Origin of the sequence: Mesorhizobium sp. B2-8-1 (assembly GCF_006440955.1) — a bacterium.
GTDB lineage: Bacteria > Pseudomonadota > Alphaproteobacteria > Rhizobiales > Rhizobiaceae > Mesorhizobium.
Map to the genome: position 1 here is coordinate 1 of NZ_VFTX01000019.1, position 20214 is coordinate 20214.

Here is a 20214-nt window from a genome sequence, read left to right on the forward strand (position 1 = left end):
CTCCAAAACCCCTTCGGGCCAAAAGTGTTACCCATGTCTCCGGTATAAACCGTAACCTATGTGTCCGGAACGGACCTTGAAATTATTGGCGATCCCGACAGGATTCGAACCTGTGACCATCGGCTTAGAAGGCCGGTGCTCTATCCAGCTGAGCTACGGGACCGCTGGCCGGCTCGGAGCCGGTAAGATGTCTGCGCTGGCGCCCGCCCGGGCTTTGCCGGTCAATGCGTCCAGGGCGTCCTGCGGTCATAGCGGAAATTTTCCGCATAGGAAATCTGGCGGCGCTTGGGCTCTTTCGGCTCTTCGACGCGGTAGGCGAGCCCTTCCTTCTCGGCATAGGCCACGGCCTCTTCACGCGTGTCGAAGGTCAGCTTGATCTGGCTCCTCATGTCGCCGGAAGTGGTGTAGCCCATCAGCGGGTCGATTTTCTTGCGCATCTCGGGATCGAATTCCAGCACCCAATGGCCGGTCTTGGCCGTGCCGGACTGCATCGCGGTTTTGGCTGGACTGAAAATGCGCGCGGACATGACCACCTCATTGCTGTGCAAGGCAGCATGGCCGCCTCTTCGCCCGTCATTACTGCGCAATGCGGACGGCGGCAAGGTTTTTGCACTTGCAGGTTTTTGCACTTGCCATGCAACACTGAAATGAATAGGCAACAGACCGTTCGGAGTGTAGCGCAGCCTGGTAGCGCATCTGGTTTGGGACCAGAGGGTCGGGAGTTCGAATCTCTCCACTCCGACCACCTTTCACAGAAAAGGCAATCGAGGGCCGTTGGCGCCTGCGAATGGCAATGTGTCGGGTGCAGAATGGGGCTGTCGGCAATCTCCGCGCGGCCAGTTGTCTTTGCTGCTGCATGTCACGGTCGCAACAAAAAGCCGCGGACGGCAAAGTTGCCTGCTCCACCGCATCGACTATTGTGAGCCGGAACACCGCACGGTGTGGGGCGACAGATGACCATCGGACATCGACGGTCTCCGCTAAAGCCTCACGGAGGAACCATGAGCGACAGTTGGACACCCACCCGTCTCGGCGCAGGGCGGCATTCGGCATGACGACGGAAACCGCCACGGGCGGCACGGAGACAAAATTCAGACAGCCGCCAGCCGGAACCGGGATCGCGGTCGATCTCGATGGAGTGACCATAGATTTCGCATTGGCGGCCGGGCGTAGCTTCCAGGCGGTCGCCCGCGCCGATCTGAAAGTCGGCGACCAGGAATTCGTGGCGATCATTGGGCCGACGGGCTGCGGCAAGTCAACGCTGCTGAATGCCGGCGCAGGGCTTCTCGAGCCTTCGGCAGGCAGCGTCCGTGTGTTCGGCGCCCCGCTTCGCGGTCTCAACAGACAGGCTGGCTACCTCTTCCAGCAGGATGCATTGATGCCCTGGAAGACCGCTCTGGACAATGTGGCCATCGGGCTGGAAGTGGCAGGCGTGCCCTCTTCCGAAGCAAAGGAACGCGCGCGAGCATGGCTCGGACGCGTCGGCCTGGCTGCTTTCTGCGAGCGCTACCCTCACATGCTTTCAGGCGGCCAGAAAAAGCGCGTTGCTCTTGCGCAGGTGCTGATCCGCGACCCCAAGATCATCCTCATGGACGAACCCTTCGGACCGCTCGACGCACAGACGCGGCTGATCATGGGCGGCCTTTTGCTCAAGCTGTGGTCGGACGACCGCAAGGCGGTGATGTTCGTCACCCACGACCTCGAAGAAGCGATCGCGCTGGCTGATCGCGTGGTGGTGATGTCAGCCGGTCCCTCGGCACGCATCATCGGCGACTTTCCAATCCCGCTGGCGCGTCCACGCGATATTTCGGAAATCAGGCTGGAACCGCGCTTCCAGGAATTGCATCGAGACATCTGGCACATGCTGAAGAAGGAAGTGCTCAAGGCTTACGGCGAGATTGAAGAAGGAGCGATCCGATGAAAAGGACGACGCTGCTTTTCGCACAGCTAACCGTGGCCGTCATCGTCATCGCGCTCTGGCAGGCAGCGTCGACGACGCACCTGATCGGCGATCCGAACAATATTTCCTTCTTCTTCTCGACCCCATTGGCGGTGGCAGGCCAGATATGGAAGTGGTTTGCCACCGGGACGATCTGGCATCATCTGTGGATCACGCTGTGGGAGTCCATGCTGGCCTTCGCCATCGGCTCGCTGGCAGCGATCGCGATCGGCTTCTGGTTTGCCCGCAAGCCGAGACTTGCGGCCGTCTTCGATCCCTATGTAAAGGCGGCCAATGCGCTTCCCCGCGTCGTGTTGGCGCCGATCTTCACGCTTTGGTTTGGCCTCGGCATCTGGTCCAAGGTTGCCTTGGGCGTGACGCTGGTTTTCTTCATCGTCTTCTTCAATGTCTACCAGGGCGTGAGGGAGGTGAACACGACGGTGCTGGCCAATGCCCGAATGCTCGGCATGAACGAACGGCAATTGCTGCGCCACGTCTATATGCCATCGGCATTGTCCTGGGTGTTTTCATCGCTCCATATCTCCGTCGGATTTGCCGTGGTCGGCGCCGTGGTCGGCGAATATCTCGGTGCGGCGGGCGGACTAGGCTATCTGATACAGCAGGCCGAGGGCGTTTTCGACGTAGCGGGCGTCTTTGCCGGAATGTTCGTCCTCGCCGCTTTTGTGCTCTTGATCGACTGGATCGTCACGCTGGTCGAAAAGCGGCTGCTTGTCTGGCGGCCTGAATTCTCGAAACCAGGCCGATAGGGCCCAATCCAGCTCAAGGAGGAGATCATGAGGATCATTTCGAAACTGGCGGCCGCCGCCGTCGTATTGCTCGCGGTGGCCACAGACGCGGGGGCCGCCGAAAAGGTCACCATTTCGATCGGCGGAGCGTCATGCCTCTGCTATATGCCGACCGTGCTCGCCAAACAGATCGGCGCTTACGAAAAAGCCGGCATCGATGCAGACCTCGTCGATTTCAAGGGCGGTTCTCAATCGCTGACCGCAGTATTGGGTGGCAGCGCGGATGTGGTGTCCGGCTATTTCGATCACACGGTGAAATTGGCCGCCAAGAACCAGCGCCTGCAATCCTTCGTCGTTTACGACCAGTTCCCGGGACTGGTGCTGGCGGTGGCGCCGGGCCAGACCGGCAAGATCAAGTCAGTGAAGGACCTTGCTGGCAAAAAGGTCGGCGTGACCGCTCCCGGTTCCTCGACCGACTTCTTCCTGAAGTTCCTTCTGCAGAAGAACGGCATCGACCCGACATCCGCCGCCGTGATCGGCGTTGGGCTGGGCGCTACCGCCGTCGCCGCCATGGAGCAAGGGCAGATCGACGCCGTGGTGACGCTCGATCCGGCCGTCACCGTGCTTCAGGCCAGGCATAAGGACCTGACCATCCTGGCGGACACGCGCACCCAGAAAGATACCGAGGCGGTATTCGGAGGCGACTATCCCGGCGGAGCGCTTTACACCCGGCCGGAATGGATGGCCGCGCATCCCCAAGCAACGCAGGGATTGACCAATGCCATGCTTGCCACGCTGGATTACATTCACTCCCACAGCGCCGAAGAGATCATGGCCCAGATCCCCGACAATCTGATCGGCAGCGACAAGGACGCCTATCTGGCCGCGTTGAAAAATGCGATCCCCATGTATTCGACCACCGGGCTCATGGATCCAAAAGGCGCGCAGGCCGTGCTCGACGTTTTCTCTCTCGGTTCGCCCGATGTGGCCAACGCCAAGATCGATATCACGCAGACGTACACGAACGACTATGTGAACAAGGCGAAGAAGGCCAACTGACGAGATCAACGTCAAGCAGCGGGCATATGGCTCGTTCGCCTCAGCCACGGAGTTCACCGAGCGCCGGCATTTCAGCGACTCGGTGGCCCCGTCGCCATTTTGGGTATCCGTCAATTGACGAATACCCGTTCTTCTCTCACCTAGCTTGGCATTGCGCGGGCAAGCCGAACGCGCAGCAATAGTGAGGGTGACTGAAGTCACATGAAGGTAAGCTCGCCGGGCGAGAACCCCAACCGCCCCACTCCCGGCGAGCCTACAACCTGATTTGGAACGCAATCAGGACCGGGGTTAGCCGGCAAGCTTGTATCGCAAGATCGGTGCCAGCTTCTGTTTCCCGAAATGGGACGGCTAAAGGGACATGGAAACCACCGTTTGCTGGCCGGCCGACCATCGCGCCCTAAACCTCGAACTCGCCCTGCCCCTCGTCCATGGCGCTGACGGTTTCAGCCGCCAGCGCCCGGGTGATCGGCGTCTTGCGTTCGAGCGCGGCGCGGTCCAGCCGCTCCACCACGCGCATGGCCGTCGCCAGGGAGCGCTCGATGCGGCGCACCAGATATTGCACGACATGCGGCTCGACCTCGACCTGTCGGTCGGCGAACAGCTTGGTGATGACACCTGCCAGCAGGAGATCGTCGGGTTCGTGGATCTCGACGGTTGCCGCAGCCTTCAGCCGCGACGCCAGATCCGGCAGCGTGACGCCCCAGGCCGAGGGAAAGCGGCGCGCCGTCAAAAGCAAATGCGAGCCGCTGCCGCGCACCGCATTGATCAGATGAAACAGCCCTTGCTGGTCGACTGTGCCGGTATCGACGTCGTCGATCAGCGCCGGCCGGGCACCGAGATTTACAATGCTGTCGCCGATGCGGTGCGCGTCGACCTGAACGGCATCCGCCCGTGCCCGCCAGATCGAGGCCAGATGGGTCTTGCCGGAACCGGCCGGGCCGGCCAGCACGACCACCGGCGAGGGCCAGTCCGGCCAGCGGTCGACCAGCGCCACTGCCTGGTTGTTGGCGCCGGAGACGACGAGTTCGTCCCGAGAATAGCCGGTGCCATGGCCGAGATCGAGCGGCAGTTGGCGCGGCGGGTCGGACCTCTGGTCGCTCATGCCAGGCTCAGCCGCGCGACCCGGCCAGGCCGGATCATGGATTGATGCCTTTGCGACGATCGGCCGGCAATGGCGGCACGGCCTTGCCGTGACCCTTGTAGAGCGGCGATTCCAGATAACGCGCAATGGCAAAGCGCACCAGGACCGCGACCGCGGCCGATGCAGGCACCGCAATCAGCAGACCGACGAAGCCAAACAGCGCGCCGAAGGCAAACAGCGCGAACATCAGCCACACCGGATGCAAGCCGACGCTTTTGCCGACCAGCCGCGGCTGCAAGATATTGCCCTCGATGAACTGGCCGATGAAGAACACCACCGCGACCGCTACGACCATGGTCCAGTCCGGCCAGAACTGGACGAAGGCAACGCCGACGGCCAGCACCAGCCCGGTCAGCGAGCCGACATAGGGGATGAAGGAGATCAGCCCGGCGAACAGGCCGATGAGGATGCCGAAATTGAGACCGGTTAGCGTCAGGCCGGTGGCATACATGGCGCCCAGCACCAGGCACAGCGTGCCCTGCCCGCGCACGAAGCCGGCCGTTGCCGTGTTGATGTCCCTGGCGATGGCGCGCACCGTGGCGACATTGTCCCGCGGCACCCAGCTGTCGATCACCGCCACCATGCGGTCCCAGTCGAGCAGCATGTAGAAGGCGACCACCGGCGTCACCACGAACAGGCTGATCACCGAGACCAGCGCCACGCCCGAACTCCATATCGAGGTGAACACGGTCGTCAGCAGACCGAAGCCGGATGTCAGCAGTGAGTTCAATCCGTCGCGCAGGCCATTGGCGTTGACGCCGAATTTCTGTTCCAGCCATTTCGGATCGAACGAGGTGATAAGGCTCTGCAGCCGCGTCAGGTACTCAGGCAACTTGCCGGCAAAATCGGCCATCTGCGTCGCCAGCACCGGGATGAGGATGACAAAGGCCAGCACCAGCACGACAAGGAAGGTGATGAGGATGACCACCGTTGCCATGAAACGGCTGAGGCCGAGCCGCTGCAGCCGGTCGGCCACGGGATCGAGGAAATAGGCGAGCACCATGCCGGCCACGAAGGGCAAGAGGATGGCGCTGAAAACATAGAGGAAAAGCGCGAGCGCGGCGACGCCGGCAAGCCAGAAGAAGATCTGCCGGCGGAATCCGGCGGATGGATCATCACCGGCGGCCGCCGGCGCGCTCGCCGCAGCTTCTTTGTCAGGTGCCCGGGGTGGAGCCTTCGCCATAGCCGCTCATATGCCTCAGCCAAGCCACGAGATAGGCTGCGGCCGAAGCCACGGTCAAGACCCCGGACAGCATTATGAGGGCGGGACGAAGTGGATCGAGATGGATCGAAAAAGCAAGCTCACCCAGCACCAGCGCCGCCAGTACAATCTGGATGGCGGTGTTGACCTTGGAGACGAGGAGCGGCTTCATCTCGACGGGATGGGCCATCACGGTGGACAACAGCACCGCGCAAATGATCAGCGCGTCGCGCGACACCATGGTGACGACCAGCCACAGCGGCAATTGCCCGATGAAGCCCAGCACGACGAACACGGAAACCAGGAGCAGCTTGTCGGCCACCGGATCGAGATAGGCGCCGAGCTTGGAATGCTGGTTGAACCGGCGGGCGATGAAGCCGTCGACGCCGTCCGAGATGCCGGCAACGAGGAACCCGGCAAAGGCCCAATCCCAGCGCGCCTGGAGCATGGCCAGCACCACGGCAGGCACCAGGACAAGGCGCATGATTGTGATCAGGTTGGGGATGGTCAAGCGCATGTCCCGTCGCTTCTGTCTGAACGATAGATGATGGAGATGGGGGATGGACGCAAGAGAGAAGCTGCCGAGCTTCCCCTGGTGGGGAGCGGCAGTTTCAGCGCCGTTTTCCTTGCGGACCGAAACCGTTCATGCGAAGAGCCGCAAAGGAAACAGCGACAAGCCAGATATGAAGCGCGATACAGTCAAGCGTAAGAACGGGCTCACCTATGCCGAGGCTGGCGTCGACATCGATGCCGGCAATCTCATGGTCGAGAAGATCAAACCGCTGGTCAAGGCGACGCGCCGGCCGGGCGCCGATGGCGAGATCGGCGGTTTCGGCGGCCTGTTCGACCTCAAGGCCGCCGGCTTTACCGACCCGGTGCTGGTCGCCGCAAATGACGGCGTCGGCACCAAGCTGAAGATCGCCATCGACGCCGGCAAGCACGACACGATCGGCATCGACCTCGTCGCCATGTGCGTCAACGACATCGTCGTGCAGGGTGCCGAACCGCTGTTCTTCCTCGACTATTTCGCCACCGGCAAGCTCGATCCGGACCAGGGTGCGGCGATTGTCGGCGGCATCGCCGCGGGCTGCCGGCAGGCCGGCTGCGCGCTGATCGGCGGCGAGACGGCCGAAATGCCCGGCATGTATCACGGCAAGGACTATGACCTTGCCGGTTTTGCCGTGGGCGCGGCCGAGCGCGGCCAGCTTCTGCCCACCGACGACATCGTCGAGGGCGACGTGCTGCTGGGGCTGGGTTCGTCGGGCCTGCATTCGAACGGCTTTTCGCTGGTGCGCCGCATCGTTGCGACCAGCGGCCTGGCATGGACCGATCCGGCTCCCTTCAATGACGAGGCCACATTGGCCGAGGCGCTGCTCGAGCCGACCCGGATCTATGTGAAATCGATCCTGAAGGCGATCCGCAACACGCACGGCATCAAGGCGCTGGCCCATATCACCGGCGGCGGCTTCCCCGAAAACATTCCGCGCGTTCTGCCGAAGGAGTTCTCGGCCGAGCTCGATCTCGACGCCATCGACGTGCCGCCTGTGTTCTCATGGCTGGCCAAAACCGGCGGTGTGGCGCCCGAAGAGATGATGCGCACCTTCAACTGCGGCATCGGCATGATCCTGGCGGTGGCGTCCGGCCAGGCGGCGCAGGTCGCTGCCGTCTTGCAGGAAGCCGGCGAGACGGTGACGCCGATCGGCCGGATCGTGCCGCGCCGCGACGCCGGCGTCATCTATCGGGGTTCGATCGGTCTATGAGTGCGCAGAAGAAACGCACTGTCGTTCTGATCTCGGGGCGCGGTTCCAACATGACGGCGCTGATCGCCGCCGCCAGCGACCCGGCTTTCCCGGCCGAAATCGTCGGCGTCATCTCCGACAAGGCGGATGCCGCCGGGCTCGGCATGGCGAGGGCGCGCGGCATCGCCACCCAGGTGATTTCCCGGGCCGACCACGCCAGCAAGCAGGCGCACGACGCCGCGATCGATGCGGCCCTCACGGCCTTCAATGCCGAGATCGTGGCACTGGCCGGCTATATGCGCATTTTGACCACCGGCCTCGTCCAGAAATGGCAGGGTCGCATGATCAACATCCACCCCGCTCTGTTGCCGGCCTTCAAGGGGCTCGATACGCATGCGCGCGCGCTGGTGGCGGGTATGCGTATCCATGGCTGCACGGTGCATTTCGTCACGTCCGAGATGGATGACGGCCCGATCATCGCACAGGCGGCGGTGCCGGTAATGGTCGGCGACAATGCCGACACACTTGCCGCACGAGTGCTGAAGGTGGAACACCAGCTCTATCCGCTGGCGCTGGGGCTGGTCGCCGAGGGCAAGGCGCGGATGGAAAAGGGCCGCACCGTGTTTGCCCGCTTCGCCGACGATGCCGACAATGCAACCTCGATGATCATTGCACCGAGCCCGCTACGCGAGGAAATCGATTTCGAGCAATTGGCGCGGATCACGCCGTAGGCATTTTTGCAGTCATAATTTGATTGCAAACTTTGGCGCACCCGCCTATCTCATGCTTGCATGAACAGCAAGCATAGGCGCGTGCTCAAGGCGATATTCACCGATCCAGTTTCGGGCAGTATCGAATGGATTGCCGTCGAAACCTTGCTGGTCGCCGTTGGTTGCCAGGTGATCGAAGGAAGCGGCTCACGCGTGCGTTTTGTCTTTAAGAGCGAAGTCGAGACGTTCCACCGGCCACACCCTTCAAAGGAAGCAAAGCGATATCAAGTACGGGATGCTCGCCAATTCTTGTCGAGGATCGGAGTGAAGCCATGAATGCGATGACCTACAAGGGCTATTCGGCCCGTGTTGATTATGATGACGATGACGAGATTTTCTTCGGCCGTATTGCCGGTATTCGAGACGGCGTATCCTTCCATTCAGAAACTGTCGCGGGGCTAAAAGCCGCCTTCCATGAAGCCGTGGACGACTATGTCGAAACTTGCGCGAAAATCGGTAAGTCGCCGCAAAGACCTTATTCCGGCAATCTCATGTTGCGCGTTGACCCCTCGGTTCATTCAAAAGTCGCAATGGCAGCGGAACTCGCAGGCAAGAGCCTGAACCAGTGGGGAGAAGAAGTCTTGCGCGAGGCCGCCGAAAAGCAAATTGCCTGAACCAGCAGCTGTCCTGCCTCCATCTGCATCCGCCATTCGACCGGGAGTATCGTGAAACAGTTGTTTGTGCTGCGCCACGCCAAGTCGAGTTGGGACGATCCCAACCTCCCCGATTTCGACCGGCCGCTCGCCGAACGCGGATTGAAGGCGGCCCAATTGATAGGGCGCGAACTCGCGACGCGCGGGTGGCTGCCGGACCAGGCGCTGGTATCGCCGGCGCTGCGCACCCGTGAGACCTGGCGGCTGGTGGACGCGGAGTTGCCAGCGCATCCACAAGTCGCGTTCTCCGAGGCGCTTTATGAAGCCTCAGCGACGGATATTCTGAGCCAGATTCGTCAAGCCGATCCGTCGAACGACAGCTTGCTGGTCGTCGGCCACAATCCCGGTCTGCAATATCTGGCGAAACAGCTTGCCGGGCCAGGGTCAGAGGCCAAGGCGCGCAGGAGGCTCGAAGGAAAATTTCCAACGGCAGCCTTTGCGCGCCTCGTTTTCCAGGGCGACTGGTCCAACCTGTCGTCCGCGCGGCTGACGCATTGCCTGCGTCTGAAGGATCTGCGCTAGAAATCCAGGGTTGAGCGGGCAACCAGGGCCACTGCGCGCCCGGGCCGCTAGTTGCCCCAGATGCCCTGGCCGGGTTCGGGCCAGTCGGTAGTGGGCTTCGTCTTGGCATCGCCTGTCTCGTGGCCGGCCATGCCCGTATCCTTGAGCGCGCCGGTGACAAGGTGGTCCACGCCCGCCATCGGGGCGACGGGCTGGTTGGCATTGTCGGAGCCATAATGGTCGCTGCCGGCAAAGGCGCTGCCGGTCGCAACGAGGATGGCGGCGGTGGCGAGGGCGATCTTGTTCATTTCAATCTCCTGGATTCATCCGTTAGGCGGCGTCTTGGGAGGACGGTTCCGCTAAGGACAAGACCCCAGGCACTCCTGTTTTATTCCTGGGCTCGGATTGTTTTCTGCCGAGCTTGGAGGATTGGTCATGCGCAAAAAACAAGAGCGGCGGGCCAGGCCCACCGCTCTTTGTGGTCGAAGACTTACAGAATCAACGGCCCCAGATGCCCTGGCCAGACTGAGCCGGCACGTTGGCATTCGCGTCGCCCTGCGCCTTTATGGACTTGGTGATCGAGCCGGTATGCGTGGTGTCGATGTTGGAGGTCGACTGGTTGGCAACCGGCTGGTTGACATTGTTGGAACCATAATTGTCGCTGCCGGCAAAGGCGCTGCCCGTGGCAATGAGAATGGCGGCGGCGGTAAGAGCGATCTTGGTCATTTCTTTACTCCTGAGTTCAAGTTGGTTGATGTCGGCAGTCGCGATTAGCGGCCGAAAAGGTTGCGGTCGGCGCCCTGCGAAGCCGGGGCCTGGACGGTTCCGTTCGTCTTCGAGGTCGAAGCGGTGACGGAATGGTCGACAGCGGCGGCGGGCTGATTGGCGTTGGCCGAACCATAATTGTCGCTGCCGGCGAAAGCGGTGCCCGTGGCAACGAGGATGGCGGCGGCGGTAAGAGCGATCTTGGTCATTTTGGTTACTCCAGTATGTCTGTTCTGTCCGTCTAGTGACGTGCCCTTGGGAGGATTTCGCGTCGCTCGGACCACCCCGAGATGGGCCTGCGGTATTGTCGTTTCCAGTCACGAAAATGTGCCGGAAAAGCTGTGGGACGACCCTTGAAATTGAAACGACATCGCTGGCTGCCACAATTTTGTCCCGTTAAATCAACGAGTTGCTGAGAAAATCCATTGAGCCCACCCGTTTGCGCAGAGCGTACGTCACCGTTTGATGTACGGTCCGTCAACATAAATCGAACCGAACGGTTCGGTTTTATCTACATAACGCCCGCGCGAGTGGCCGCATCCGGGCGTTTGCTTTGCGGTTGGGTCGACATTGTCGTTTGCAAACGGGCTGAAGGACGTGCCAAGAGGCGCTCCGCATTCTCCACGCGGAGGCTTCGCCTCCGGTCGCGGCAGGCTCAAGCTTTCAATCATTTTGGCGACTGGAGAAATGGAAAGCGGCGGGTTCTGGCCCGTCAGGAAGCGCCAAAGCCAAGGACGTCGCGCATATCGTATTGACCGGGCGGTCGCCCGGTCACCCAGAGGGCTGCGGCGATAGCGCCAAGGGCGAACATGACGCGGTCCTCGGCCGCATGCGACAGGGTGACGATCTCGCCCTCGGTGCAGAAGCTGACGCTGTGCTCGCCGACGATGCTGCCGCCGCGCAGCACCGCGAAGCCGATCTCGCCGGCAGGCCGCGCACCGGTGACACCATCGCGAACACACCTCGCCATCGCATCGAACTCGACATCACGTCCGTCGGCAATGGCTTGGCCGAGCATCAGGGCGGTGCCCGATGGCGCATCGATCTTGTGGCGGTGATGCGCCTCTAAAATCTCTGCATCCCAGTCCGCGGGACCGAGCGCTCTCGCCGCCTGCTCGACCAATCCGACCAGCATGTTGAGCCCAAGCGAAAAGCTCCCGGAGCGTACGATGACAACGGTTTTCGCGGCATCGGCGATGGCTGCCAATTCAGCGTCATCGAAACCGGTCGAGCCAATGACCATGGCAGGTCCGCGACGGCCGGCGCAGGCTCTCGCCAGATCGGCCGATGCCGCCGGCGTGGTGAAATCGACGACCACATCGGCCAGGCCGAGCGCCTCGTCGCGACTGACCAGGCCATCGCCGACGACGCCCGGTCGATGAAAGCGGGCAGTAAGCGCCAGCCGCGAGTCGGCCTGCACGGCGTCCGCCATCTGGCGCCCCATGCGGCCGAGCGCACCGGCAATTGCGATCCTGACTGGCGCCATCGCCGCGACTATTTCCACATGCCGCGCATGCGCGCGCCAATGTCGACGCGTATCTCCGGCCGGGGCGCCCTGCCCGGCGCTGCTTGCGCTGCCGGCCATACCGTCTGTTCGAATGCCGCAAGGAGTGAGGCCGGGATGAAGCGCGTGCGCGAGGCATAGACATGGCGGTCGCCGCGCGCCGCCTGGCCATGCGCAAAGAAGCGCTGCGGCATGACCAGGTTGAGGCTGTCCTTGGCCCTTGTCATCGCCACGTAAAGCAGCCGGCGCTCCTCCTCGATATCTTCCCTGGTACCAACGCCGAGATCGGCCGGAATGCAGCCATCGACGGTGTTGAGCACAAACACGTTCTTCCACTCCTGGCCCTTGGCCGAGTGGATGGTCGACAGGATCAAATAATCCTCGTCGCGGTGCGGCGGCCCGGCCTGGTCGCTGGTCGCGTCCGGCGGATCGAGCGTCAGCTCGGTCAGGAACCGTTCGCGCGAAGCGTAGCCGGATCCGATCTGCTCGAGCTGCAGAAGGTCGGCCCGGCGCGTGGTTGCGTCCTCGTGGATGCGCTCGAGATGCGGCTCGTACCAGAGCCTGACCTGTTCGAGATCGGCCGGCCATTTGGCGCCGGCACGCAGGCCGGAGTAGAGCGAGACGAAGCCCGGCCAGTCATCCGCCGCGCGCTGCGGCGGCCGCCAGCCGGCAAGGCCCATCGCCTCGTCCAGCGCCGATGTCATCGTCTCGACGACCTGCGCGGCGGCCGACGGGCCGATGCCGGGCAAAAGCTGCAGCACGCGAAATCCGGCGACGCGGTCGCGCGGGTTTTCGGCAAAGCGCAGCACCGCCAGCACATCCTTGACGTGAGCGGCATCGAGGAATTTCAGCCCACCGAACTTGACGAAGGGAATGTTGCGCCGCGTCAGCTCGATTTCCAGAGGCCCGCTGTGGTGCGAGGCGCGAAACAGCACCGCCTGCGATTTCAGCGCCGTGCCGGCCTCGCGCTCGGCCAGGATGGCCTCGGAGACGAAATTGGCCTGTTCGACCTCGTCGCGTACGGTCACCAGCCTCGGCTTGGCGGCGGATTTGCGTTCCGACCACAGGTTTTTGGTGAAGCGTTTCGAGGCCTCGCCGATCACCGCATTGGCGGCGGCCAAAATGGTTTCGGTCGAGCGGTAGTTGCGCTCCAGCATCACCACATCGGCGGCCTGCGCGAACTGCTTGGGAAAGTCCAGGATGTTGCGCACCTCGGCGGCGCGGAACGAATAGATCGATTGCGCATCGTCGCCGACCACCGTTAGGCCGGCGCCATCGGGTTTGAGCGCCATGAGGATCGAGGCCTGCAGCCGGTTGGTATCCTGGTATTCGTCGACCAGCACATGGTCGAAGCGCCCGCCCAGATGCATCGCTATCTCCGGTTCGGCCGTCATCTGCGCCCAGTAGAGCAGCAGGTCATCGTAATCGAGCACGTTCTGCGCCTGCTTGGCCTCGACATAGCCGGCGAACAGCTGCTTCAGCTGTTCGGCCCATCCGGCGCACCATGGAAAGGCGGAGCCCAGCACCTCGCCGAGCGGCGCCTGCGCGTTGACGGCGCGCGAATAGATGGCAAGGCAGGTGCCCTTGGTGGGAAAGCGCGCTTCCGTCTTCGAGAAGCCGAGTTCGTGGCGCACCAGGTTCATCAGGTCGGCCGAATCCTCGCGATCGTGGATGGTGAACGCCGGATCGAGGCCGATCTCCTGCGCGTAATCGCGCAGCAGCCGTGCACCGATGCCATGGAAGGTGCCGGCCCAGGTCAGCGCGTCAGTGACGATCGAGGCGTCACGGCCGAGCACCTCGCCGGCGATGCGCTCGACGCGCCGGGCCATTTCGGAGGCGGCGCGGCGTGAAAACGTCATCAGCAGGATGCGGCGCGGATCAGCGCCCTTGACGATGAGATGGGCTACGCGATGCGCCAGCGTGTTGGTCTTGCCCGAGCCGGCGCCGGCAATGACCAGCAGCGGTCCGGCGATCCTGCCGTCGCCATGCTCGACAGCCTGGCGTTGGGCATCGTTCAGCCTTGCGAGATAAGCAGGCTGGTCGGTCGGTTCCCGAAATGTCGAATCATGAGCGGCAAGGTTCATCGCCCATCAAGCATCGTTTCCGCTTTGTTCGCAACAAGGAAGCGGCGCGGCGAGCTCAGGGTCGACAGGTCAGCGTTCCGGATCGACACCCATCGCTGCCGACTGCCTGCGCAATGTCTCCCGATCATTCTTCGGGACTGGCAGCAACAGGGGATCTACGGTGTCGGGTACGTCCTCGATCAGCTTGCGCGCGAGGCGGTAAGTGACGAAGGCGATGGTGCAGGCCAAGAGCAGACGGATCATCCAGCAGTCCTCCTTTGCCTGATCCAACCGGAGACATGAGCTTTTGTTCCTCGGCTTGATCGTCGCAACCAAACGGAAGTCGTCTCGTTGTCAGACGAGAGGAGGTAGCGATGAAGAAGCTCTCCCTAGGCCTTCTGCTGATCGTTCTGGCCGTGTCGGCCTGCGACAACAACGTCCCGCCAACCAAGGCTCCGGCAGCGGAAAGCCCGCACGCCGACGGCAATCCTGTAGCCGGTAAGACCGGCAAATGAGTTGACATGCGTGCAGCAACGCCGCGGACCACGGCGGGACAGCACAAAGCACAGCCTGGAAAGGACGGCCGGCGCCGCTTGGGAGGTGCCTGATAGCGCCGGCCAGGCGGATATCAGGTCCGCCGCAATATGGATGTTAGCTGAGTCTTGCCGTAGCGTCATGGGGATTCCACCCCTTTGGCTTCCCGCCAAATTCCGGAACGACCGCGCCGTTCATGCTCCCAATCGCCGTCTGACGACCGCGGCATGGAAATTCGTGCCGAACAGCAGGCCGTCATCGTTGAAGTCGTAGCTCGGATTGTGCAGCGGCGCCGTGTCGCCATTGCCGAGGAAGACGAAGCAACCGGGCACGTGAGCGAGGAAACGGGCAAAATCCTCAGAGCCGGTCATCGGCTCGCGGGCGACGGCGACGCCTTCGGGCGCGAACACGTTTCCGGCGGCTGCAAAGGCCTCGTCGACCAATTCGGCGTCGTTGTGCAGCGGCACGAATTCCCTGCTGTAGGCGACCTCGGCGGTGACGTTGTAGGCGGCGGCGGTGCCGGCGGCGATGGTGCGCATCTGCTTCTCGATCTCGGCGCTGACCTCGGGGCGAAAGCTGCGGGCGTCTCCCAGGATACGGGCAAGGCCGGGCAGCGCGTTGCGGGTGCCGTCGGTGATCAGCTCGGTTACCGAGACCACCGATATGTCGGCCGGGCTCAGCCGGCGCGAGACGATGGTTTGCAGATTGGTGACCAGCGCGCAAGCGGCGACCAGTGTCTCCCGGCCGTCCTGCGGCCCGGCAGCGTGGCCGCCGCGGCCTCTCAGAACAATCTCGAAGATATCCTCGGCCGACATCATCGGGCCGGGGCGGGTTTCGAAATGGCCAATCGGCAATCCGGGCAGATTGTGCAGGCCGAAAATCTCATCGAAGGGAAAGCGGCGCATCAACCCATCGTCGAGCATGGCCAGCGCGCCCCTGCCCCACTCCTCGGCCGGCTGAAAGATGAAGCGCACCGTGCCGTTGAACCCGCCCTCCCCGGCCAGCAGCTTCGCCGCGCCGAGCAGCATGGTGGTGTGGCCGTCATGGCCGCAGGCGTGCATGATTCCGGGATTTTGCGAGCCATAGGCCACAGCCGATTGCTCGGTGATGCGCAGGGCATCCATATCGGCCCTGAGCGCGATCGCCCTGTTGCCGCTGCCGCGCTTCAGCGTGCCGACGACGCCGGTGCCGCCGACGCCCTCGGTCACATCGTCGAGGCCGAATTCGCGCAGTTTGGCAGCGACGAAGGCCGCGGTGCGCTTTTCCTCGAACCCGAATTCCGGATGGGCATGCAGATCGCGCCGCCAGCCGGTCATCTCCTGCTTCAAGGCATCGAGATCGATTTTGGCCATTTCTCCGCCCCTCTCAAACTAGGTTGCAAGTCGGGTGACGACATCGAGCAGAATGTTGGCGCCGGCGACGAGCTCGGTATCCTCGGTGTATTCGCGCGGATTATGGCTGATGCCGCCGGCGCTCGGCACGAAGATCATCGCGGCAGGTGCGATACGCGCCATCATCTGCGCATCATGGCCGGCGCCGGACGTCATGCGCTTCGAAACCAGCCCGCGACTGATGGCAGCGGCCTCGATCAGCTCCACGATGCGGCTGTCGAAGATCACCGGCTCGAAGCGCGCCAGCCGCTCGACCGAGATCGTCACGCCTTCGGCGGCGGCGAGTTCTTCGAGGTGAGCGGCGAGTGCTGCTTCCTCCGCCTGCAGCCGGTGCTCGAAAGGATCGCGCAGGTCGATGGTGAAGACCGCTCGCGAGGGAATGACGTTGATGGCGTTGGGCTCGAAAAGCATCGTGCCGACGGTGGCGACGGTCGGCGTGTTCGAAGCCTTGGCACGATCGTGCAGGAAGGCGACGACACGGGCGGCCGCATGGCCGGCGTCGCTGCGCATCGACATCGGCGTGGTGCCGGCATGGTTGGCGACCCCGTCGATGGTGATGCGCTGCCAGGAGATGCCTTGCAGGTTTTCCACCGCGCCGATCGGCACGCCTTCGCGCTCCAGCACCGGGCCCTGCTCGATATGCAGTTCGAGATAGGTATGCGGCTTGAGGAAGCCCGGCTGCTCGTCGCCGGCATAGCCGATGCGCGCCAGTTCCTGCCCGAGCACGCTGCCGTCGGTCCCCACGGCCGCCAGCGCCTCGTCGATCGCAACACCGCCGGCATGAACCAGCGAGCCCATCATGTCGGGGGAATAGCGCACGCCTTCCTCATTGGTGAAGGCGGCGACGGCCAACGGGCGCGACAGGACAAAGCCTGACGCCTTCAGTGTCTCGATTGCCTCCAGCCCAGCCAGCACGCCGTAGCAGCCGTCATAAATGCCGGCATCTATGACCGTATCGATATGCGAGCCTATCAGGATCGGCGCCTGCCCGGCATTCCCAGGCGTCCGCCAGATGCCGAAGATATTGCCCATGCGGTCGATGGCGACTTCGAGCCCCGCCTCGCGCAACCAGCCGACGAAGCGGTCGCGGCCCTGCCGGTCGGCGTCCGAGGCGGCAAGCCGCACCAGCCGGCCCTCGCCGTCGCGGCCGATGGCGCCGAGGTCCCGAATACGGCCAAGCAGCCGCCGCGCGTCGACCGAGATCATGGCGTTGCTCCAGAAAGTACCTTGCCCGCAAGCACGTCCGCGGCGGCCACGCCGACGAGTTCGGCATAACGCCTGGGATCGGTTGCGCCTTCGGTGTTGACGACCAGCACCCGCGAGAGCCGGTCGAGGCCGAGTTCGGCCTTGTTGTCGGCCAGCGCCCGGATCAGTCCGGCCAGGCCGACCCCGCCGCTTTCGCCGGCAACGATGGCCGGATCGCCGCCGGCCGGCCGCGCAAGCCTCCGCATCATAGCGACCGCATCCTCCTCGTCGACGGTCATGAAGGCATCGGCGGCACGCGCCAGCACGCGCCAGGCGACAGGCGACGCCTCGTAGCATTCGAGCATCGCCATGACAGTCGCTTCGCCATGCGCGATCTTGACAGGATGGCCAGCCCTGGCGGCGCCCAAGATACAAGCGGCACGTGCGGGCTCGACCACGGTGAAGACCGGCCTGGCATCACCGAGCACGATGGCGAGATGGCCAGCCACGGCAGCGGCAATGCCGCCGACCCCGGCCTGGACGAAGACGTGGGTGGGCGGTTCGCCGAGCTGGCGCAGCGCCTCGCGCATGATCGCGGTGTAGCCTTGCATGACGAGGCCTGGAATGCGCTCATAGCCCGGCCACGACGTATCGGACACGACGGTCCAGCCCTTGTCCGCCGCGACGCGTGCGGCTTGCCTGACCGAATCATCGTAGTTGCCGTCGACGCGGATCATCTCGGCGCCGTAGCGGGCGATAGCCGTGATGCGCTCGTCGCTGACGCCGGCATGGACGAAGATCGCCGCCCTCGCGCCGACAAGCCGCGCGCCCTGTGCCACCGAGCGGCCGTGATTGCCGTCGGTCGCGCAAGCCATCGTCATGGTGGCGGCGACCGCCCTGACATCGGGCTGATCGAGATCGGCGATGCCGAGCGGCCTGCCAAGCCGGCGGCCGGCTTCCTCCAGCACCAGATGAACGACGGCATAAGCGCCCCCAAGCGCCTTGAAGCTACCGAGGCCGAGGCGAAAACCCTCATCCTTGAGGTGGATGGCGCCAATGCCCAGTTCGGAGGCCAGCGCCGGCAGCGCATGCAGCGGCGTCTCCTGATGATTGTCGCGATGGGACAGGAAACGCTCGGCCGCGTCGGCCCCCGCAACCCCGAGCGTTTCGGCGTCGACCGGATCGAGTGGGCTGCCGTGCAAGGCATTGCGGTTGAGCAGGAACATCAAGGCCTCCTTGGCTGACGACGAGACTATATTGCAAGGCAGGCGCAAAAAGCGCTGTATTCAAGGTGCCGAAATGCAAGTTTGTTTCTTCAGGACATGCCATTGCCCGCTTTGCCAGCCTCGCTCGACAGTTTCGACCTCGCCATTCTCGCCGTGCTGCAGAAGGACAACACGACGCCGCAGCGACTGATCGGCGAGGCCGTGAACCTGTCGGCGCCGGCGGTGCAGCGCCGTATCAAGCGCATGCAACAGACCGGCGTCATCGCGGCCAATGTCGCGGTCATCGAACCGGCGGCGGTCGGCCAGCCCATCACCATCTTCGTCGAGGTCGAACTCGAAAGCGAACGCACCGAACTGATCGACGCGGCCAAGCGGCAATTCCTGGCGGCGCCGGAAGTCCAGCAGTGCTACTATGTGACAGGCGAGGCCGACTTCATCCTGGCCATCACGGTGGCCGACATGAGCGCCTATGAGGCGCTGACGCGGCGCCTGTTCTTCAACAGCAACAATGTCCGCAAATTCCGCACCTTCGTGGCCATGGACCGCGTCAAGGTCGGCCTGACGGTGCCGCTGCCGGGATGAGCGATCAGGTTGCATGTCTGGCATGCTTTCGCCATTCTCCGCATCGCGAATTAGCGGCGGGAGGCGCGCTTGCACGACACCACCCCGGTTGCGATTATCGGTGCCGGGCCGGCGGGCCTGGCCGTTGCCGCGTGCCTGCGGCAGGCCGGGGTCGACTTCATCTTGCTTGAAAAAGAGCAGCAGCCCGCTCCCGCCTGGCGGCGCCACTACGAGCGCGTCCACCTGCACACGACCAAGCGCTATTCATCCCTGCCCTTCGTGCCCTTCCCCAGGCATTATCCGCGCTATGTGCCACGTGATCTGTTCGTCAAATACCTCGATACCTATGCGCAACGCTTCGATCTGCGGCCCCGCTTTGGAGAAGCGGTGCGTGCGATCCGCCGGCAGGGCAGAAGCTGGGGCGTCGAAGCGACATCAGGCACCGTGCGCGCTTCCCATGTGGTGATTGCCTCGGGATACAATGCCGAGCCGCTGATGCCGGCATTCGCCGGCGCCGGCAGTTTCAAGGGCAAAAGTCTGCACAGCGCGGATTACCGCAACAGCACGCCGTTTGCCGGCCAGTCGGTGCTGGTCATCGGCATGGGCAACACCGGCGCCGAGATCGCGCTCGACCTGGCGGAAGGCGGCGCGCATCCGACGATCTCCGTGCGCGGCGGCGTCCATATCGTGCCGCGCGAACTGCTCGGGGTGCCCATCCAGGTCGTCAGCATGGCGACGCGCCTGGGGCCGCGACGCGTCAATGACGCCGTCTTCCCTATCATCCTCGATCTGGTGTTGGGCAGGCTGGAGAAATATGGGCTCAAACGGCCCAAGCAGGGATTGCTGGAGCAGATATCCCTGGCGTCGCGCATCCCGGTGATCGATGTCGGCACCATCGGCAAGATCCGCGAAGGCGCGATCAAGGTCGCGCCCGACATTGCCGAGATATCAGAAGGCGGCGCCCGTTTCGTCGATGGTCGGCACAGCGACTTCGACGCGATCATCTTCGCCACCGGCTACCGCCCAGCCTATGCCAAATTCCTCCAGCCCGGCGTCGAGCCTGGCGCCAGCGGCGTCAATGCGCGCGCTTCGGAACTCGGTCTTTATCTCGTCGGCTTCCACAATTCGGTCACCGGCCTGCTGCGCGAAATCGGAATCGAAGCCCAGGCGATCGCCGACGACATTCGTCTCCGGCAGAACAGAAAAAGGACGGCCGAAACCCTGCCGGTATGAGCT

Annotated in this window: 24 protein-coding genes and 2 tRNA genes; 12 read left to right on the forward strand and 14 right to left on the reverse strand. The window is 63.4% G+C overall.

The genetic code is table 11. The annotated features are described in order from the left end of the window. Positions 1 to 86: 86 nt before the first annotated feature. Positions 87 to 163: transfer RNA gene (locus FJ428_RS29860), tRNA-Arg, on the reverse strand. A 58-nt stretch (positions 164 to 221) separates the two neighbouring features. After that, entirely contained in the window at positions 222 to 527 is a 306-nt protein-coding gene (locus tag FJ428_RS29865; RefSeq protein ID WP_140494338.1) for an ETC complex I subunit, read from the reverse strand. Between the two features lie 141 nt (positions 528 to 668). Between FJ428_RS29865 and FJ428_RS29870 the strand changes: the two genes are divergently transcribed. The 4 genes from FJ428_RS29870 to FJ428_RS29885 all read left to right on the forward strand — a co-directional run bounded on the left by FJ428_RS29870 (position 669) and on the right by FJ428_RS29885 (position 3744). Next, positions 669 to 745: transfer RNA gene (locus FJ428_RS29870), tRNA-Pro, on the forward strand. 306 nt (positions 746 to 1051) lie between these two features. Continuing rightward, positions 1052 to 1921 carry an ABC transporter ATP-binding protein gene (locus tag FJ428_RS29875; RefSeq protein WP_140494340.1) on the forward strand — a complete coding sequence of 290 codons (870 nt, stop codon included), beginning with the start codon at positions 1052 to 1054 and terminating at the stop codon, positions 1919 to 1921. Next, on the forward strand, positions 1918 to 2706 hold the full coding sequence (locus tag FJ428_RS29880; RefSeq protein ID WP_140520616.1) for an ABC transporter permease: 789 nt from the start codon (positions 1918 to 1920) through the stop codon (positions 2704 to 2706). Before FJ428_RS29875 ends, FJ428_RS29880 begins: the two co-directional genes overlap by 4 nt. Before the next feature lie 27 nt (positions 2707 to 2733). Then, positions 2734 to 3744 (forward strand): ABC transporter substrate-binding protein, encoded by a 1011-nt coding sequence (locus tag FJ428_RS29885; protein WP_140520617.1) that lies wholly within the window; start codon positions 2734 to 2736, stop codon positions 3742 to 3744. Between the two features lie 397 nt (positions 3745 to 4141). Here the strand turns inward: FJ428_RS29885 and hdaA are convergent, their stop codons facing one another. From hdaA to FJ428_RS29900, 3 genes are read right to left on the reverse strand one after another with little or no spacing between them, the layout of a single operon-like run. Further along, positions 4142 to 4846 (reverse strand): DnaA regulatory inactivator HdaA, encoded by a 705-nt coding sequence (gene hdaA / locus FJ428_RS29890; protein ID WP_140685792.1) that lies wholly within the window; start codon positions 4844 to 4846, stop codon positions 4142 to 4144. Positions 4847 to 4880: 34 nt separating this feature from the next. Further along, positions 4881 to 6068 (reverse strand): AI-2E family transporter, encoded by a 1188-nt coding sequence (locus FJ428_RS29895; RefSeq protein WP_140494346.1) that lies wholly within the window; start codon positions 6066 to 6068, stop codon positions 4881 to 4883. Next, positions 6040 to 6597 carry a CDP-alcohol phosphatidyltransferase family protein gene (locus tag FJ428_RS29900; RefSeq protein ID WP_140495033.1) on the reverse strand — a complete coding sequence of 186 codons (558 nt, stop codon included), beginning with the start codon at positions 6595 to 6597 and terminating at the stop codon, positions 6040 to 6042. Before FJ428_RS29900 ends, FJ428_RS29895 begins: the two co-directional genes overlap by 29 nt. A gap of 172 nt (positions 6598 to 6769) precedes the next feature. On the opposite strand from FJ428_RS29900, the gene purM reads away from it, so the two are divergent. From purM to FJ428_RS29925, 5 genes are read left to right on the forward strand one after another with little or no spacing between them, the layout of a single operon-like run. Further along, positions 6770 to 7846, forward strand: a complete 1077-nt coding sequence (gene purM, locus FJ428_RS29905; protein ID WP_140494348.1) for a phosphoribosylformylglycinamidine cyclo-ligase — start codon at positions 6770 to 6772, stop codon at positions 7844 to 7846. Beyond that, positions 7843 to 8556 (forward strand): phosphoribosylglycinamide formyltransferase, encoded by a 714-nt coding sequence (purN, locus tag FJ428_RS29910; RefSeq protein WP_140515481.1) that lies wholly within the window; start codon positions 7843 to 7845, stop codon positions 8554 to 8556. The genes purM and purN overlap by 4 nt, the downstream gene beginning before the upstream one ends. A 60-nt stretch (positions 8557 to 8616) precedes the next feature. Further along, positions 8617 to 8871 (forward strand): type II toxin-antitoxin system HicA family toxin, encoded by a 255-nt coding sequence (locus FJ428_RS29915; protein ID WP_140558881.1) that lies wholly within the window; start codon positions 8617 to 8619, stop codon positions 8869 to 8871. Next, entirely contained in the window at positions 8868 to 9209 is a 342-nt protein-coding gene (locus FJ428_RS29920) for a type II toxin-antitoxin system HicB family antitoxin (protein ID WP_140494354.1), read from the forward strand. The genes FJ428_RS29915 and FJ428_RS29920 overlap by 4 nt, the downstream gene beginning before the upstream one ends. 51 nt (positions 9210 to 9260) lie before the next feature. Then, the gene (locus FJ428_RS29925) at positions 9261 to 9770 is read left to right on the forward strand and encodes a histidine phosphatase family protein (RefSeq protein WP_140880769.1); all 510 of its coding nucleotides are present in this window, start codon (positions 9261 to 9263) and stop codon (positions 9768 to 9770) included. A 47-nt stretch (positions 9771 to 9817) separates the two neighbouring features. Here the strand turns inward: FJ428_RS29925 and FJ428_RS29930 are convergent, their stop codons facing one another. From FJ428_RS29930 to FJ428_RS30465, 6 genes are all read right to left on the reverse strand, one after another. Then, a complete protein-coding gene (locus tag FJ428_RS29930; protein ID WP_140494357.1) occupies positions 9818 to 10057 on the reverse strand; it encodes a DUF680 domain-containing protein in 240 nt (79 codons plus the stop codon). A 190-nt stretch (positions 10058 to 10247) separates the two neighbouring features. After that, positions 10248 to 10475, reverse strand: a complete 228-nt coding sequence (locus FJ428_RS29935) for a DUF680 domain-containing protein (RefSeq protein ID WP_140494359.1) — start codon at positions 10473 to 10475, stop codon at positions 10248 to 10250. Positions 10476 to 10519: 44 nt separating this feature from the next. Further along, entirely contained in the window at positions 10520 to 10723 is a 204-nt protein-coding gene (locus FJ428_RS29940) for a DUF680 domain-containing protein (protein ID WP_140515477.1), read from the reverse strand. A 503-nt stretch (positions 10724 to 11226) separates the two neighbouring features. Beyond that, positions 11227 to 12000 carry a 4-hydroxy-tetrahydrodipicolinate reductase gene (dapB, locus tag FJ428_RS29945; RefSeq protein WP_140880771.1) on the reverse strand — a complete coding sequence of 258 codons (774 nt, stop codon included), beginning with the start codon at positions 11998 to 12000 and terminating at the stop codon, positions 11227 to 11229. Between the two features lie 8 nt (positions 12001 to 12008). Next, positions 12009 to 14102 (reverse strand): ATP-dependent helicase, encoded by a 2094-nt coding sequence (locus FJ428_RS29950; RefSeq protein WP_140880773.1) that lies wholly within the window; start codon positions 14100 to 14102, stop codon positions 12009 to 12011. Between the two features lie 69 nt (positions 14103 to 14171). Next, positions 14172 to 14345 carry a hypothetical protein gene (locus tag FJ428_RS30465; protein WP_181165130.1) on the reverse strand — a complete coding sequence of 58 codons (174 nt, stop codon included), beginning with the start codon at positions 14343 to 14345 and terminating at the stop codon, positions 14172 to 14174. A 110-nt stretch (positions 14346 to 14455) separates the two neighbouring features. Here FJ428_RS30465 and FJ428_RS30470 point away from each other — a divergent pair, with 110 nt between their 5' ends. Beyond that, on the forward strand, positions 14456 to 14596 hold the full coding sequence (locus tag FJ428_RS30470; RefSeq protein ID WP_181167442.1) for a hypothetical protein: 141 nt from the start codon (positions 14456 to 14458) through the stop codon (positions 14594 to 14596). A gap of 213 nt (positions 14597 to 14809) precedes the next feature. Here the strand turns inward: FJ428_RS30470 and FJ428_RS29955 are convergent, their stop codons facing one another. Genes FJ428_RS29955 through FJ428_RS29965 form a run of 3 tightly spaced genes read right to left on the reverse strand, consistent with a single transcriptional unit; the run spans position 14810 to position 18417 of the window. Next, on the reverse strand, positions 14810 to 15967 hold the full coding sequence (locus FJ428_RS29955) for a M20 aminoacylase family protein (RefSeq protein ID WP_140494367.1): 1158 nt from the start codon (positions 15965 to 15967) through the stop codon (positions 14810 to 14812). An 18-nt stretch (positions 15968 to 15985) separates the two neighbouring features. Further along, on the reverse strand, positions 15986 to 17212 hold the full coding sequence (locus FJ428_RS29960; RefSeq protein ID WP_140656267.1) for a Zn-dependent hydrolase: 1227 nt from the start codon (positions 17210 to 17212) through the stop codon (positions 15986 to 15988). Beyond that, complete coding sequence (locus FJ428_RS29965; RefSeq protein WP_140880775.1) at positions 17209 to 18417, reverse strand: diaminopropionate ammonia-lyase; 1209 nt, start codon at positions 18415 to 18417, stop codon at positions 17209 to 17211. The genes FJ428_RS29960 and FJ428_RS29965 overlap by 4 nt, the downstream gene beginning before the upstream one ends. A gap of 96 nt (positions 18418 to 18513) precedes the next feature. Between FJ428_RS29965 and FJ428_RS29970 the strand changes: the two genes are divergently transcribed. Together FJ428_RS29970 and FJ428_RS29975 are read left to right on the forward strand one after the other, a co-directional pair. Next, the gene (locus FJ428_RS29970; RefSeq protein ID WP_181165174.1) at positions 18514 to 18999 is read left to right on the forward strand and encodes an Lrp/AsnC family transcriptional regulator; all 486 of its coding nucleotides are present in this window, start codon (positions 18514 to 18516) and stop codon (positions 18997 to 18999) included. A gap of 69 nt (positions 19000 to 19068) precedes the next feature. Beyond that, complete coding sequence (locus FJ428_RS29975) at positions 19069 to 20211, forward strand: NAD(P)/FAD-dependent oxidoreductase (protein WP_140520624.1); 1143 nt, start codon at positions 19069 to 19071, stop codon at positions 20209 to 20211. Positions 20212 to 20214 lie beyond the last annotated feature (3 nt).